General features: G+C 68.6%; 18 protein-coding genes. 15 read left to right on the top strand and 3 right to left on the bottom strand.

Going from position 1 to position 15245, the window contains the following annotated elements:
* The first annotated feature begins 24 nt into the window (after positions 1-24).
* Complete coding sequence (locus VKN16_09235; GenBank protein HME94383.1) at positions 25-1653, top strand: iron ABC transporter permease; 1629 nt, start codon at positions 25-27, stop codon at positions 1651-1653.
* Here VKN16_09235 and VKN16_09240 read toward each other — a convergent pair.
* Both VKN16_09240 and VKN16_09245 read right to left on the bottom strand, forming a co-directional pair.
* The gene (locus tag VKN16_09240) at positions 1650-2708 is read right to left on the bottom strand and encodes an ABC transporter ATP-binding protein (GenBank protein HME94384.1); all 1059 of its coding nucleotides are present in this window, start codon (positions 2706-2708) and stop codon (positions 1650-1652) included. The genes VKN16_09235 and VKN16_09240 overlap by 4 nt on opposite strands.
* A gap of 2 nt (positions 2709-2710) precedes the next feature.
* Positions 2711-3706: a D-glycerate dehydrogenase gene (locus tag VKN16_09245; protein ID HME94385.1), complete on the bottom strand. Its 996-nt coding sequence runs from the start codon at positions 3704-3706 to the stop codon at positions 2711-2713.
* Positions 3707-3864: 158 nt separating this feature from the next.
* Between VKN16_09245 and groES the strand changes: the two genes are divergently transcribed.
* From groES to VKN16_09295, 10 genes are all read left to right on the top strand, one after another.
* A complete protein-coding gene (groES, locus tag VKN16_09250; protein ID HME94386.1) occupies positions 3865-4152 on the top strand; it encodes a co-chaperone GroES in 288 nt (95 codons plus the stop codon).
* Between the two features lie 93 nt (positions 4153-4245).
* Complete coding sequence (gene groL, locus VKN16_09255; protein HME94387.1) at positions 4246-5865, top strand: chaperonin GroEL; 1620 nt, start codon at positions 4246-4248, stop codon at positions 5863-5865.
* Between the two features lie 145 nt (positions 5866-6010).
* On the top strand, positions 6011-6364 hold the full coding sequence (gene rpsF / locus VKN16_09260; GenBank protein HME94388.1) for a 30S ribosomal protein S6: 354 nt from the start codon (positions 6011-6013) through the stop codon (positions 6362-6364).
* The gene (locus VKN16_09265) at positions 6364-6774 is read left to right on the top strand and encodes a single-stranded DNA-binding protein (GenBank protein ID HME94389.1); all 411 of its coding nucleotides are present in this window, start codon (positions 6364-6366) and stop codon (positions 6772-6774) included. The genes rpsF and VKN16_09265 overlap by 1 nt, the downstream gene beginning before the upstream one ends.
* A gap of 28 nt (positions 6775-6802) precedes the next feature.
* Entirely contained in the window at positions 6803-7048 is a 246-nt protein-coding gene (rpsR, locus tag VKN16_09270) for a 30S ribosomal protein S18 (GenBank protein HME94390.1), read from the top strand.
* Between the two features lie 25 nt (positions 7049-7073).
* Complete coding sequence (gene rplI, locus VKN16_09275; protein ID HME94391.1) at positions 7074-7517, top strand: 50S ribosomal protein L9; 444 nt, start codon at positions 7074-7076, stop codon at positions 7515-7517.
* A gap of 2 nt (positions 7518-7519) precedes the next feature.
* On the top strand, positions 7520-8878 hold the full coding sequence (dnaB, locus tag VKN16_09280; GenBank protein HME94392.1) for a replicative DNA helicase: 1359 nt from the start codon (positions 7520-7522) through the stop codon (positions 8876-8878).
* A gap of 40 nt (positions 8879-8918) precedes the next feature.
* Positions 8919-10274 (top strand): sigma 54-interacting transcriptional regulator, encoded by a 1356-nt coding sequence (locus tag VKN16_09285; GenBank protein HME94393.1) that lies wholly within the window; start codon positions 8919-8921, stop codon positions 10272-10274.
* Positions 10275-10496: 222 nt separating this feature from the next.
* Complete coding sequence (locus tag VKN16_09290; protein ID HME94394.1) at positions 10497-10694, top strand: hypothetical protein; 198 nt, start codon at positions 10497-10499, stop codon at positions 10692-10694.
* A gap of 10 nt (positions 10695-10704) precedes the next feature.
* Entirely contained in the window at positions 10705-11676 is a 972-nt protein-coding gene (locus VKN16_09295; GenBank protein ID HME94395.1) for an isocitrate lyase/PEP mutase family protein, read from the top strand.
* A 46-nt stretch (positions 11677-11722) separates the two neighbouring features.
* Here VKN16_09295 and VKN16_09300 read toward each other — a convergent pair whose 3' ends face one another.
* On the bottom strand, positions 11723-12340 hold the full coding sequence (locus VKN16_09300) for a DedA family protein (protein HME94396.1): 618 nt from the start codon (positions 12338-12340) through the stop codon (positions 11723-11725).
* A gap of 199 nt (positions 12341-12539) precedes the next feature.
* Between VKN16_09300 and VKN16_09305 the strand changes: the two genes are divergently transcribed.
* The 4 genes from VKN16_09305 to VKN16_09320 all read left to right on the top strand — a co-directional run.
* On the top strand, positions 12540-12833 hold the full coding sequence (locus tag VKN16_09305) for a hypothetical protein (protein HME94397.1): 294 nt from the start codon (positions 12540-12542) through the stop codon (positions 12831-12833).
* A 78-nt stretch (positions 12834-12911) separates the two neighbouring features.
* The gene (locus tag VKN16_09310) at positions 12912-13112 is read left to right on the top strand and encodes a twin-arginine translocase TatA/TatE family subunit (protein HME94398.1); all 201 of its coding nucleotides are present in this window, start codon (positions 12912-12914) and stop codon (positions 13110-13112) included.
* Positions 13113-13188: 76 nt separating this feature from the next.
* The gene (locus VKN16_09315) at positions 13189-15006 is read left to right on the top strand and encodes an APC family permease (protein ID HME94399.1); all 1818 of its coding nucleotides are present in this window, start codon (positions 13189-13191) and stop codon (positions 15004-15006) included.
* On the top strand, positions 15003-15245 hold a 243-nt coding region (locus tag VKN16_09320), incomplete at its 3' end, for an amino acid permease (GenBank protein ID HME94400.1). The genes VKN16_09315 and VKN16_09320, both read left to right, overlap by 4 nt.

Genomic DNA, 15245 nt, shown 5'->3' on the forward strand with positions numbered 1-15245 from the left:
TGTCGATCCCGCCTCGCTGACCGCATGCTCGCGCTGCGGCCGGCGAGGCCGGCCTTGTGGTCCTGGCTCGCCGTGGGCATCGCGGCGACGCTCGCGGTGCCCATCGCGGTCGTGCTCTCCGCGCTCGCGGCGCCCTCACGCGACATCTGGCTGCACCTCTGGCGGACCCAGCTCCTGGAGCTGATCGCCCATACCGTGTGGCTCCTCGTCGGGGTGGGGGCGGGCACGCTGATCGTCGGCGGTGGCCTCGCCTGGCTGGTCGTGCACCACCGGTTTCCCGGCCGCTCGGCGCTCGAGTGGGCGCTGATCCTCCCCCTGGCCGTGCCGGCCTACGTGATCGGCTTCGCGTTCCTCGGGCTCTTCGAGTATTCGGGGCCGCTCCAGACCGGGCTGCGCGGCTGGTGGGGACCCGGCGCGCGGCTGCCCGAGCTTCGGTCCCTCGGCGGCGTGGCTCTGATGATGACGCTGGTGTTCTATCCGTACGTGTACCTGCTGGCCCGCGTCGCCTTCCGCGAGCAGGGCACCGCGGTGGTGGAGACCGCGCGCAGCCTCGGGCGCTCCCGCTGGGGCGCGTTCCTGCGCGTCACCGTGCCGATGGCGCGGCCCTCGCTGGCCGCCGGCGTCGCGCTGGCCATGATGGAGGCGCTCGCCGATTTCGGCACGGTGGCTATTTTCGGCTACCGGACCCTCACCGAGGCGATCTACCGCGTCTGGTACGGGATGTTCGACCGCATCGCGGCCACCCAGCTCGCCAGCGTCCTGCTCCTGTTCGCGCTCGCCCTGCTGCTCCTCGAGCGCCGCGCGCGAGGCCGCGCCCGGTTCACCCAGGCCGCGCGCGGGACCGCCACCGTCGAGCCGCGGGCGCTTCACGGCTGGCGCGCGGCCGCGGCCACCGCCTGCTGCGGCGTGGTCCTCTTCTTGGCGTTCCTGCTCCCGGTGGGTCAGCTCGGGTGGTGGGCGGTGGCGGTGATACGGGCCGGTCGGATCGCGCCCGACTTCGCCGCACTCCTGGGCCGTACCGGTCTCCTGGCAGCCAGCGCGGCCGTGGTCGTCTGCGCGCTGGCGGTGCTGCTCGCCTACGCGGGCCGGCTCGACGGCGGCGGCTCGGTGCGCCTGGCCACGCAGCTGGCCTCCATGGGCTACGCGGTCCCCGGCGCGGTGATCGCGGTCGGGGTCCTGCTGCCGCTCGCGTGGGCCGACCACGCCCTGGTGCCGCCGCTCGAGCGCGCCCTCGGCCGCCCGCTCGGCCTCCTGCTCACCGGCTCGGCGGCCGGGCTGATCGTCGCCTACGTCGTCCGCTTCCTGGCGGTGGGGCTGCAGACGGTGGAGGCGAGCCTCGGCAAGATCTCGCCCGCCCTCGACGATGCCGCGCGCATGCTGGGGGCGCGCGCGGGAGCCGCCCTGCGCCGCGTGCACCTGCCGCTCATGCGCGGGGGCGTCCTCACCGCCGCGGCGCTGGTCTTCGTCGAGACGATGAAGGAGATGCCGGCCACCCTGCTGCTCCGGCCCATCGGTCTCAATACCCTGTCGGTGGAGATCTGGGAGCGAACGTCCGAGGCGATGTGGCAGGAGGCGGCGGTGCCCGCGCTGACCCTGGTCGGTGCCGGCCTGCTGCCGGTGATGCTCTTGATCCGCCTGACGAGCCGCCGCTAACCGCCGCTCGTGGCGACGGCGGCGGGGAATGCCACCACGTGCGGGACGTGGGCGGAGAGGGCGACCCGCGTCCCGGTCGGCAGCATCGAGGTCGAGGGCTGCGAGGAGTGCACCCGGTAGCCCGACGGCAGGCGCACGCAGTAGACGGTCGCCGAGCCGCGGAAGTAGCGGCGCGTGATGGTCCCGGCGCCGCTCGGCTCGGGCACGAACGAGATGGCGTCCGGCCGGATCATCACCTCGACCGGCTGGCCTTCGGGGAGCCGATCGACGTTGGCGAAGGTGCCCACCTCGGTCACGATTCCCTCGCGGCCGACCACGCCGGCGAGGAAATCGGCGGCCCCCACGAAGGAGGCGACGAACCGGGTCGCGGGGCGGTGATAGACCTGCTGGGGCGAAGCCATCTGCTCGACGCGGCCGGCCCGGAGCACTCCCACCCGGTCGGCGAGCGTGAAGGCCTCCTCCTGATCGTGCGTGACGAACACCGCGGTGGTCGCGGTCTCGCGGAGGATCCGCTCCACCTCCTCCCGCATCTGCGCGCGCAGGTCGGTGTCGAGATTCGAGAAGGGCTCGTCGAGCAGCATCAAGGCAGGCGCCGGAGCCAGCGCGCGGGCGAGGGCCACGCGCTGCTGCTGGCCGCCCGACAGCTCATGCGGGTAGCGCGACTCGAGCCCGTCGAGCCCGACCAGGGCGAGCACCTCCGCGGTGCGCGCCCGGCGCCCGTGGCGTCCGGGCCGCGGGAGCCCGAAACCCACGTTGTCCTCGACGGTGAGATGGGGGAACAATGCGTAGTCCTGGAACACGATGCCGATGCCGCGCTCCTCGGGCGGGACGAAGCGCCCGGGGCCCGTGACCACCCGGCCGCGCAGGGTGATGGTGCCCGCGTCGGCGGTCTCCAGACCGGCGATCAGGCGAAGCGTGGTGGTCTTGCCGCAGCCCGATGGTCCGAGGAGCGCGACGATCTCGCCTTCCGCGACGTGCACGGACAGGCGGTCGACCGCGGGCGGCTGGGCGGGCCGGTAGCGCTTGCTGATTTGGTCGAGGACCAGCAGGTCCACCGCTAGCGCCGGGCCAGCACCTCGGGATTGACCGGGGTGGGTGGCGTCCGCCCCTCCAGCACCGCGAGGCAGTTCTCCACCGCCAGGGTGGCCATCTTGAGCCGGGTCTCGAGCGAGCCGCTGCCGATGTGCGGCGCCAGCACCACGTTGGTGAGCCCGATGAGGCCGGGATGGACCGTCGGCTCCTCCTCGAAGACGTCGAGACCCGCGCCGGCGATCCAGCCCTCGCGGAGGGCCTCCACCAGCGCTGCCTCGTCCACCACCGGGCCGCGCGCCGCATTGATCAGGAAGGCGGTCTTCTTCATGGCGCGCAAGGTCTCCCGGTTCATGAGATGCCGAGTCTCGGGGATGAGTGGAGTGTGGAGGCTCACGAAGTCCGACTCGCGGAGGAGTGTGGCCAGGTCGACCCGGCTGGCGTTCAGCTCGCGCTCCGTCGCCGCATCCGCGGCCACCGCATCCTGGTAGAGCACGCGCATGCCGAAGCCGAGCGCCCGGCGGGCCATCGCCCGGCCGATCCGGCCGAAACCGACCACGCCCAGGGTCTTGCCGTGGACGTCGCGCCCCAGCTGCAGCATGTACTCCCACTGCGTGAACCGGCCCTCGCGGACGTAGCGATCGGCCTCCACCAGCCGACGCGCGGTGGCCATGAGGAGCGTCCAGGCGAAGTCCGCGGTGGTATCGGTGAGCACGTCGGGGGTGTTGGTGACCACGACGCCGCGCTTCGTGCAGGCCGCCACGTCCACGTTGTTGAAGCCCACCGCCACATTGGAGACGACGCGCAGCTTCGGGCAGCCGTCCAGCAGCGCCTGATCGATGGCCTCGCTGATGACGCAGATCAGCCCCTGCCGTTCGCGGAGGCGCTTCAGCAGCTCGGCGCGGGGCATGGGCGCGTCCTGGTCGTATGCATCCACGGCCGCGCGGCTGCGGGCCAGCGCGACCGCCGGCTCCGGAAGGAGTCGAGAGATCAGGACCGCCGGCTTCTCATTCGCAGACGTCATCGTGAGTATTCCTAAGTAGTTAGGAAATAGTAATTTTTTCCATTTGACACCACCGAAAGCGCTGCTATATTAGCACTCGCCTTGGTTGAGTGCTAAGGCTCCCAGGCGCGGGATTCGCCGCAAGGCCCAACATCTTACTATCGGGAGGCGAGTTGGCTATGAAGATTCGTCCGTTGCACGACCGAATCCTCGTGAAGCGCGAAGAGGAAAAGGAGGTCAAGAAGGGCGGCATCATCATCCCGGACACCGCGAAGGAGAAGCCCCAGGAGGGGAAAGTCATCGCGGTCGGGAACGGGAAGGTGAACGACGAGGGCAAGAAGGTGCCGCTCGACGTGAAGGCCGGCGACAAGATCCTCTTCGGCAAGTACTCCGGCTCCGAGGTCAAGCTGGACGACGAGGAGTACCTGATCCTCCGCGAGGAGGACGTGCTCGCGATCATCGAGTAGCCGGAACCGTAGCGCGATCCAGCAATTCAACCCGACCGGGCTCCCAGGAGGCGCCGCGGTCAATTCCATCGAACGTCGAGGAGGAGAATCAGCATGCCGAAGCAGGTCATGTTCAGTGACGAGGGACGCGCGGCCCTGCTCCGCGGGGTCAACATCATGGCGGCGGCCGTCAAGGCGACCATGGGCCCCAAAGGCCGGAACGTGGTCATCGACAAGAAGTTCGGCAGCCCGACCATCACCAAGGACGGGGTGACCGTCGCCAAGGAGATCGAGCTGAAGGACAACTACGAGGACATGGGCGCCCAGATGGTGAAGGAAGTGGCGTCCAAGACCTCCGACATCGCGGGTGACGGTACCACCACCGCCACCGTGCTGGCCCAGGCCATCGTGCGCGAGGGCCTGAAGAACGTCACCGCCGGCGCCAACCCCATGGGGCTGAAGCGCGGCATCGACAAGGCGGTCGAGGCGGTGGTCGCGGATCTCAAAAAGATGTCGAAGTCGACCAAGGACAAGAAGGAGATCGCGCAGGTCGCCACCATCGCCTCCAACAACGACAAGACGATCGGCAACCTGATCGCCGAGGCGATGGAGAAGGTGGGCAAGGACGGGGTCATCACCGTCGAGGAGTCGAAGTCGGCGGACACCGTGCTGGACGTGGTCGAGGGCATGCAGTTCGACCGCGGCTACCTCTCCCCGTACTTCGTCACCGACGCGGAGCGGATGGAGTGCGTGCTCGAGGACGCGCTGGTCCTGATCCACGAGAAGAAGATCAGCGTCATGAAGGACATGCTGCCGCTGCTCGAGCAGGTGGCCCGCTCGGGCAAGCCGTTCCTGATCATCGCCGAGGACATCGAGGGCGAGGCCCTGGCCACCCTGGTCGTCAACAAGCTGCGCGGCACGCTGCACACCGCGGCGGTGAAGGCCCCCGGCTTCGGCGACCGCCGCAAGGCCATGCTGGAGGACATCGCCATCCTGACCGGCGGCAAGGCCATCACCGAGGACCTCGGCATCAAGCTCGAGAACATCAAGCTCGAGGATCTGGGCAAGGCCAAGAAGATCGTGGTGGACAAGGACAATAGCACCCTCGTCGAGGGCGCGGGCAAGACCGCGGCCATCGAAGGTCGTATCAAGCAGATCCGGGCCCAGATCGAGGAGACCACCTCGGACTACGATCGCGAGAAGCTGCAGGAGCGGCTGGCCAAGCTGGCCGGCGGCGTCGCGGTCATCAAGGTAGGGGCCGCCACCGAGACGGCCATGAAGGAGAAGAAGGCCCGCGTCGAGGACGCGCTGAACGCGACCCGCGCCGCGGTGGAGGAAGGCATCGTGCCCGGCGGGGGCGTCGCGCTCCTGAGGGCGGCCAGCGCGGTCGACGCCCTGAAGCTCGAGGGTGACGAGAAGGTCGGCGCGCACATCGTGCGGCGCGCGCTCGAGGAGCCCATCCGTCAGATCGTGGAGAACGCGGGGCTCGAGGGCAGCGTCATCGTCGAGAAGGTGAAGGCCGAGAAGGTGGTGAACCGCGGCTTCGACGCGGAGTCGCTCGAGTTCGTGGACATGATCCAGGCCGGTATCATCGACCCCACCAAGGTGGAGCGGGTGGCGCTGGAGAACGCGGCGTCGGTGGCCTCGCTCCTGCTGACCACGGAGGCGCTGATCACCGATCTGCCCGAAGAGAAGCCGGCGGCGGCCCCGCCGATGCCTCACGGGGATTTCTAAGGCGTATCGCGCGAGACCCACGGCCCTTGCCGGAGACGGCAAGGGCCGTGCTATTTCGTCCACTCTTGACCCGAGATTGTCTTTCGCGGCAGGCTCTGGTAACGTTAAGCGCTTTCAATCGGGACAAGCGCTGAATTCTGGGGAGGTGAGTGGTTTGTATCCGTACGAAATCCTATTGATCTTCGACCCGCGACCCACCGAAGAGGAGGTGACCGCGCTCCTGACCAAGCTGCAGGAGACGCTCCGTTCCCTCGGCGGCGAGGTCACGAAGGCCGAGAGCTGGGGGAAGCGCCGGCTCGCCTACGAGATCCGGAAGCAGCGGGAAGGCACCTACGCGGTGATCGAGTGCAAGGCGGTGCCGGCGGTCGTCAAGGAGTACGAGCGCCAGCTGACGCTGAACGAGCAGGTACTCCGGCACTTCACGACTCGCGTGCCCGTGCGCAAGCGGATCCGGTCGGCGCCCAAGCCGCAGACCCCGGCGGTGGAGGAGGTCGTCTGATGGCGAGCCTGAACCGGGTGTTCTTGATCGGCAACCTGACGCGCACGCCCGAGCTTCGGTATACCCCGAGCGGTACCGCGGTGGCGGACCTGCGGCTGGCCGTCAACCGCAACTACACGACCCAGGGCGGAGAGAAGCGCGAGGAGACCTGCTTCCTCACCGTGGTGGTGTGGGGCAAGCAGGCCGAGAGCTGCGGCGAGTACCTCGACAAGGGTAGCCCGATCATGGTCGAGGGGCGGCTGCAGACGCGCGACTGGGAGACGAAGGACGGGCAGAAGCGCAGCGTGGTCGAGGTCGTCGCGGAACGGGTGCAGTTCATGGGTCGCGGCAAGACGGCGGGCGCGCCCGCGGTGCCCGAGCCGGTTGAAGCCGGCGGTGGGGGAGACGGCGACGACGAGGTCCCGTTCTAGCTTCTAGCTTCAACAGGAGGAACAAGCCATTCCGCCAGCATCGAAGCCAGTCAAGCGGCGCCGGTTCGGACGTCGCAAGGTTTGCAAGTTCTGCGTCGATCGCGTCGATCTGATCGACCACAAGGATATCCGCCGCCTGCGCAACTTCGTCTCGGAGCGCGGCAAGATCACCCCGCGCCGCATCTCCGGCAGCTGCGCCCGGCATCAGCGGCAGCTCACCCGCGCCGTCCGCCGCGCTCGCACCGTCGCGCTCCTGGCCCAAACCTCGGAGTGACACGAGGCCCATCGGGGAACGGGTAATGAAAATCATTCTGATGGACGACGTGCCCACCCTCGGCCGGCGCGGCGAGGTCCGCGATGTCTCGGACGGCTACGCGCGGAATTTCCTGCTGCCCCAGAAGCTGGCCCTGCACGCGACCGCGACCAATCTGAAGAACCTCGAGCAGATCAAGGCGCGCCAGGACTCCCGGGCGGCCAAGCTGAAGGCCGACGCCCAGGGGCAGGCGCACGCCATCGAGGCCCTGCACTTCTCCCAGCGCCGGCAGGCCTCGGACGAGGGGCGCCTCTTCGGCTCGGTGGGCCGGGCCGACCTGGCCGCGTTCCTGTCCCAGCACGGCATCGAGGTGGAGCGCCGCCGCATCGGGCTCGACGAGCCCATCAAGAGCCTCGGCGAGTTCACGGTGCCGGTCCGCCTGCACGCCGACGTGACCGCCCAGCTGAAGGTGTCCGTCTCGCGCGAGTAGCCGTGGCCACGCTCACCGACCTGCTGACCTCCAAGATTCCTCCCCACAGCCTGGAGGCCGAGCGGGCCGTCCTGGGAGCGATCCTGCTGGAGCGGGAGAGCCTTCCCAAGGCGATCGAGCTGCTCAAGGCGGCCGATTTCTACAAGGAAGGCCACCGCAAGATCTTCGACGCCACCCTCGCGCTCTTCGAGCGCAACGAGCCGGTGGACCTGCTGACCGTCTCGGAGGAGCTCAAGCGGAACGCGTCGCTGGAAGAGGTCGGGGGGCCGGCGGCCCTCGCGAGCCTGGTGGAGGAGGCGGCCACCGCGGCCCACCTGCTCTCCTACGGGGCCATCGTTCGCGAGAAGGCGCTCCTGCGCGACCTCATCCGCATCGCCACCGAGATCATCGGGCAGAGCTACGAGGCCCGCGACGACGTGGACAAGCTCCTCGACGACGCGGAGCGGCTGATCTTCCAGATCTCCGAGCGGCGGATGCAGGGCTCGGCCTTCCCGGTGCGGGCGATCCTGAAGGACACCTTCGAGCACATCGAGAAGCTCTACGACCGCAAGGAGCACATCACCGGGCTCGCCACCGGCTTCGACGAGCTCGACCGGATGACCTCGGGCTTCCAGCCCAGCGACTTCATCATCATCGCGGGCCGGCCGTCGATGGGCAAGACCGCCTTCGCGCTCAACATCGCCAAGTACGCGGGGGTCGAGGACCACAAGCGGGTGCTGGTGCTGAGCCTCGAGATGTCGAAGGAGCAGCTCGTGCAGCGGCTGCTCTGCTCCGAAGCCAAGGTGGACTCGCACAAGGTGCGCACCGGCTACCTCGACCCGCGCGACTGGACGCGCCTCACCAACGCGGCGGGGCGGCTCGCGGAAGCGCCGGTCTACATCGACGACTCGCCCGCCCTGACCGTGCTGGAGGCGCGCGCCAAGGCGCGGCGCATGAAGGCCGAGCACGGGCTCGACCTGATCGTCATCGACTACCTCCAGCTCATGCGCGGGCGTCACCAGCAGGAGAACCGCCAGCAGGAGATCTCGGAGATCTCCCGCTCGCTCAAGGCCCTGGCCAAGGAGCTGAACGTCCCGGTGGTGGCGCTGTCACAGCTCTCCCGCGCGGTGGAGACCCGCGAGCGCAAGGAGCCCCAGCTGTCGGACCTGCGGGAGTCCGGCGCGCTGGAGCAGGACGCCGACGTGATCCTCTTCCTGTACCGGCCGGAGCGCTACGGCCTGCAGTCGGAGGAGGGCGATCGGGTCGCCGACGTCATCATCGGCAAGCAGCGCAACGGGCCGACCGGCAAGGTCCAGGTGACGTTCATCCCCGAGTACGCTTCGTTCGAGCGCCTCGCCAAGCGCGAGGCCCAGCCCTTCTAGCCCGACCTCCGGGCCGGCGCGCTCCGGAGCGAGTTCCCGGATGACCAAGGTCGTCATCGTCGGAGCCGGCAAGGGCGGGCGAGCCCTGCTCGAGATGTTCAGCGGCGACCCCACCGTGACCATCGTCGGGATCGCCGACGTGAACCCCTGGGCGCCCGGGATCGAGCTGGCCCGGCGCCTCAACATCGCGGTGAGCACCGAGCTGCGGGAGCTGATCGCCGATCCCCGCGTCGACCTGATCATCGACGTCACCGGCAGTGCCGAGGTCCAGGCCGCGATCCAGCGCCTGAAGCCGTCCGGCACCGAGGTCATGGGTGGGGCGAGCGCGAAGTTCATGTGGGACCTCCTCGCCGAGCGCAAGCGCAGCGAGGAGCTGGAGGACCGCTACTCCCTGATGCTGCGCGAGCTGCAGGCGAAGGCGGACGGCGACTTCATCATCGGGCAGAACCCGAAGATGCGGGAGCTGGCCGAGCAGATCATCCGGGTCGCCCAGACTCCGACCACCGTGCTGATACGCGGCGAGTCCGGCACCGGCAAGGAGCTGGTGGCGCGGGCGATCCACCGCTATTCGAATCTGCGCGACAAGCCGCTGGTCACCGTGAACTGCACCGCGCTGACCCCCTCGCTGATGGAGTCCGAGCTGTTCGGTCACAAGCGCGGGGCGTTCACTGGCGCGGTGGCCGACAAGGCCGGCCTCTTCGAGAAGGCGGACGGGGCCACCATCTTCCTCGACGAGGTCGGCGACATGCCGCCCGAGATGCAGGGCAAGCTGCTGCGCGTGCTCCAGGCCGGCGAGGTGAAGCCGGTTGGAGACGTGATTACCCGAAAAGTCCGCGTCCGGGTGATCGCGGCCACCAACCGCGATCTCGAGAAGGCGCTCGCCGCCGCCGAGTTCCGCGAGGATCTGTTCTACCGCTTCAACGCCTTCACGGTCGTGCTGCCCCCGCTCCGGGAGCGGAGCGAGGACATTCCGGTCCTGGCCTATCACTTCCTGCGAAAGGCCGAGGCGAAGGTGAACAAGAAGGTGGACCGGTTCTCCCAGGACGCGCTCGATCAGCTCCGGCGGTATGCCTGGCCGGGCAACCTGCGCGAGCTGGAGAACATCATCGAGCGCGCCGTCGTGCTCTCGGAAAGCCAGCAGGTGGAGGTCACACACCTGCCGCTCTATCTTCAGGAATCGGGCTCCATCCAGGTCACCACGAAGGAGGGCTTCGCCCAGGCCAAGGAGCGGGTCATCTCGATGTTCGAGCGTGAAGCGGTGGCCCGCTTCCTCTCCGAGGCCCGGGGGAACGTGTCGGTGGCGGCGCAGAAAGCCGGGATCACGCGCCGCAATTTCCATCGCTTGCTTTCCAAGCACTCGATAAGTCCGAGGAAATACAAGAAAGAGTCGCAGTAGACTCAGTAGTGAGTCGGCAATGACTCACCAGATGGCATCGTAAATCTGCCATGGCGGCGGCATGTTATCTGGCAATACGCAACAATGGCCTGACTATTTATGAGACGTGTGTGTCCCTTTTACAGTGACATCTTGCTGCACAGGTCCAATAGAACGAGCACTTGAATCGCTGGAACGACTCTTGATTCCTCCTTGGCTCATCTCGTGGTCAAGGAGGAGTGCATGGCGGGACAGTGTCGTTGCGGGACGGAAGTGGAGTTCGCGTTCAACCATCTCGGCTGCATCGAATGTGGAGCGGCGTGCTGCCCGGCCTGCTCGTATCAGCTCGAGTCGACCACCTACTGCTCGACCTGCGCCGAGACCCTGCTGGAGCTGCCGTGGGCCCCGGCGATCCCGTCGGCTCAGCCCGCGAGAGCCTGAAGGAGGCGGCATGGAATCCAAGGGTCAGGTGTTTCGGCGGCTGCTGAAGGACGAGCCCTATCTGTTCACCGGCGGGATCTACTCGCCCCTCGACGCCCGGATCGCCGAGCAGGCCGGCATGAAGTCGATCTATCTCAGCGGCTACTCGCTCGCCATGCTCAACGGCTGGCCCGACATGGGCTTCCTCACGATGACCGAGGTCACGAAGGCGGCCTCGATGGTGGCGAGCGCGGTCGAGCTGCCGATCATTGCCGACGCCGACGACGGGTACGGCAATGCACTCTCCACCCTCCGCACCGTGCAGGAGTTCGTGAAGACCGGGGTCGCGGGCATCCACCTCGAGGACCAGCGGTTCCCGAAGCGCTGCGGCCACATCGCGGGCAAGACGGTCGTGTCGCGCGAGGAGGCGCTGGGCAAGTACCGGGCCGCCATCGCCGAGCGTGACCGGCTCGACCGTGATTTCGTGATCATCGCCCGCACCGACGCCTACGGCGCGGTGGGCGGCAGCATGGAGGAGGCGATCTGGCGGGGCCGCGCCTACGCCGACGCCGGCGTGGACCTGGTGTGGGCGGAGCTGTCGGGCTCCGAGCGCGGGCCGGCCATCGAGTTCGCGCGCGCCATGAGGCAGACGCATCCGGACCTGCCGCTGGCCTTCAACTACTCGTCGTCGTTCCGCTGGCACAAGGATGCCGATCCGCTGACGTTCCGCGAGCTGGGCGAGCTCGGCTACAAGTTCATCTTCATCACCCTCTTCGGAGCCCACGCCGCGATGTACTCGGTCTGGAACTTCATGCAGGAGCTGGTGAAGAACGAAGAGCAGGCCCAGTGGACCCTCGAGCGCCAGAAGGTCGGCCATCCCACCGAGAGCCACCACGTGATGGCGCGGGTGGCGCACTTCCAGGAGCTCGAGCAGCGTTACATTCCGGGGACCGCGGAGCGCCTGCAGGGCTCCGACGGCTTCGGCGAGGCCAAGTCGCACTGAGGGTGGCGCCCGGCGGCCGGTCCGGCAGGGCCGGCCCGCCCCGGCGTCAGCTCGTCCGGCGCTGGTTGATCGTCTGGACGATGCGGACCCCGATGACGGCCAGCAGCGTCAGCAGCACGACCACGAGCACGATCCGCTCGGCCTCTCCGACCACGTAACGGAGGCGCTCCACGTAGGCGCCGAAGCCGTAGCCCACCGCATACCCGGCGCCGACCACCACCGGCACGTACACCACCGCCCCCGCCACGTTGGCGGCGAGAAACGAGGCGAACGACATCCCGAGGGCGCCAGCCAGCGGACCCGCGGTGAAGCGAATCCCGGGAACGAAGCGAGCGACGAACACCGCGACGGGACCTCGCCGCGCCACGAACGCCTTCATGTTCCCGAGACGCTCGGGATGGCCGAGGACCCACAGCGCGTACCGAGGCAACGCGTTCTGGCCGTAGCGGCGTCCGAGCCAGTAGCCGATGTTGTCGCCGACCACCGCGCTCACGATGCCTACGACGAGGACCAGCGACAGGCGGAGCTTGCCGCGCCACACCAGGTAGCCGGCGAGCGCGAGGATGGTCTCCTCGGGCACGGGCAGTCCGACGTTGCCCAGCACGACCACCACGAAGATGGCGACGTAGCCCCAGTGGCCGACGAACTCGTGGAGGTCGCTCACAAGGCGATGGAGCGACCGCGGATCAGGCGCGCGTGCGCTTCACGGTGATGGCGCCCTCCGGGAAGCAGGCGGATGTCAGGCCCGGGAGTCGAACGCCCGGGTGCACGGACGATGGCGGCATCGCCCCAAGCATCGCACCGCCCGAGACGCTTCGGCACCGAATTTGACACGCGATGGCCCACGCCGTAGTCTCGGCGGCATGTCGGGCCGGCGCGCGCGGCTGGTGATCCTGCTGGTCCTGTTCCATGTCGGATTGGCCGCGGCCGCCACCGTCCTGTCGATCGACGTCGCGTCGGCGCCGAGCTACTTCGACGACAGCGACGGCGACTTCCTGCCGCGGCTGCTCGCCGAGCAGATGCCGGCGGTACTGGATCCGGCCGCCGACTGGGGGCCGGTCCTCATCCTCCTCGCCGCGGTCGCCGCGTGCGCCTCTCGGCCCGGCTCGCCGGTCGCCGCCGCGCGCGTCCGCGTCCGCGCGCCGCCTCGCCCATAGCCTCCTCGCCACGCGGTGGTCGCGCGGGTGGACGTCGCGCCCGCCTCCAGGGGTGTCTCTCGACGCAGGAGGACGGACATGTTCGGTCTGGGCGTTCAGGAGTTGATGCTGATCCTGCTCATCGCGCTGGTGCTGTTCGGCGGGTCGAGGATCCCGGATCTCGGCCGCTCGCTCGGACAGGCGATTCGCGAGTTCAAGAAGGGCGTGGAAAGTCCGGATGCCGCCGTCGAGCCGCGGGAGGGCTCCGAGCGCGGGAAGGAGACCGGCCGCACCGGCTAGCGATCGGCGTTGGCCGCGAATGCTTGACACCCGGGCGGCTCCGCCTCTAGCGTAAGGGCTCCAGAGGCCGCCCCGGGTGAAGATCAGCGCGGTCAAGAAGCTGTTCGTCGGGTCTCCGCTCGCCACGGCGCAGGCCAGGCACGAGCGACTCTCGAAGACGTCGGCTCTCGCGGTCTTCTCCTCCGACGCGCTGTCCTCGGTGGCGTACGCCACCGAGGAAGTGCTGCTGGTCCTGGTGCTCGCGGGCACCGCCGCGCTCGGATACTCCATCCCGATCGGCATCGCCATCGCGTTGCTCATCGCGGTGGTGGTGAGCTCGTACCGTCAGACCATCCTGGCCTATCCGATGGGCGGCGGCGCCTACATCGTCACCAAAGACAATCTCGGCACGCTGGCGGGGCTGGTGGCCGCGGGCGCCCTGCTCATCGACTACGTGCTCACGGTGGCGGTGAGCGTGGCCGCCGGCGTGGCCGCGGTCACCTCGGCATTTCCCGCGCTCTACGACTACCGGATTCTGCTCGGGGTGGTGTTCGTCGCCGGCATCGCCACCGGGAACCTGCGCGGCCTCCGCGAGTCGAGCACGCTCTTCGCGGTGCCGACCTACCTGTTCGTGGTGAGCTTCGCCGGGATGCTCGCCTACGGGTTCGTCCGGTGGATCGCGGGGTGGGAGGCGACGCCGCCTCCACTGGAGGCGGTGGCGATGAGCCAGGATCTCACCATCTTCCTGGTCCTCCGCGCGTTCGCGTCGGGTTGCGCCGCGCTCACCGGGGTCGAGGCGGTCTCGGACGGCGTGCCCGCGTTTCGCGCGCCCGAAGCCCGCAACGCCCGCACGGTCCTGACCTGGCTCGGCATCATCCTGATCACCCTGTTCACCGGCATCACGTTCCTGGCGCGCCACTTCCACGTGATGCCGCGCACCGAGGAAACGGTGGTCTCGCAGCTCGCTCGGCAGATCTTCGGGGGCGGCCTCCTCTACTACGAGATCCAGGTCGTCACGATGCTGATCCTCGTGTTCGCGGCCAATACCGCCTTCGCCGACTTCCCGCGCCTCGCCTACTTCCTGGCCCGCGACGGCTTCATCCCCCGGCAGTTCGGCACCCGCGGCGACCGGCTCGTGTTCTCCAACGGGATCCTGATCCTGGGCGGCCTCGCCGCCCTGCTCATCCTGCTCTTTGGCGGGGCCACCCACGCCCTCATCCCGCTCTACGCGGTCGGCGTCTTCGTCTCCTTCACGCTCTCGCAGGCCAGCATGGTGCGGCGCTGGCTCACCCGCCGCGAGGCGGGCTGGTGGTGGCGCTGGGGCTTGAACGCGGTGGGCGCCACCACCACCGGGGTCGTGATGCTGGTGATCGCGGCTACCAAGTTCAGTCACGGCGCGTGGATGGTGGTGCTGCTGATCCCGATCTTGGTCGTCCTGTTCCTCATGATCCGGCGGCACTACGCGGACGTGGCCCGCCAGCTCTCGCTCGATCACTTCCCCGGCGCCCCGCCGATCGATCACACCGTGCTGGTCCTGGTCGGCGACCTCCATCGCGGGGTGGTCGCGGCGCTGCGCTACGCCCAGACCCTCTCCGGCTCGCCCAAGGCGGTCTACGTCGAGCTGGATCCGGAGCGCACCCACCGCCTGGAGGAGAAGTGGGGCAAGTTCGGGCTGGGCGTGCCCCTGGTGGTGCTGACCTCGCCGTACCGATCGCTCCTCGCTCCGTTTCTCGACTACGTCAACCACCTGCTCGCCCTCGGCGAGAACCACGTGGTCACGATCGTGATCCCCGAGTTCGTGCCCTCGCGCTGGTGGCAGCACCTCCTCCACAACCAGACCGCGCTGCTCATCAAGGGGGCGCTGCTCTTTCGAAGGGGGATCGTGGTCGTGGACGTTCCGTTCCATCTCCGATGAACCTGCCCAAGCTCAAGCGGTGGTTCGTCGGCCGGCCCATCGCCACCGCTCAGGCCCATCACGAGCGGCTCGGGAAGGTCACCGGTCTCGCCGTCTTCGCCTCCGACAATCTTTCCTCGGTCGCGTATGCCACCGAGGAGATCCTGCGCGTGCTCCTGCTGGCGGGGGTGGGGGCGCTGTCCTTCTCGGTGCCCATCGGGGCCGCCATCGGCCTGGTGATCGCCATCGTCATCACCTCC

It is taken from the genome of Candidatus Methylomirabilota bacterium, assembly GCA_035315345.1.
Taxonomy (GTDB): Bacteria; Methylomirabilota; Methylomirabilia; order Rokubacteriales; family CSP1-6; genus CAMLFJ01.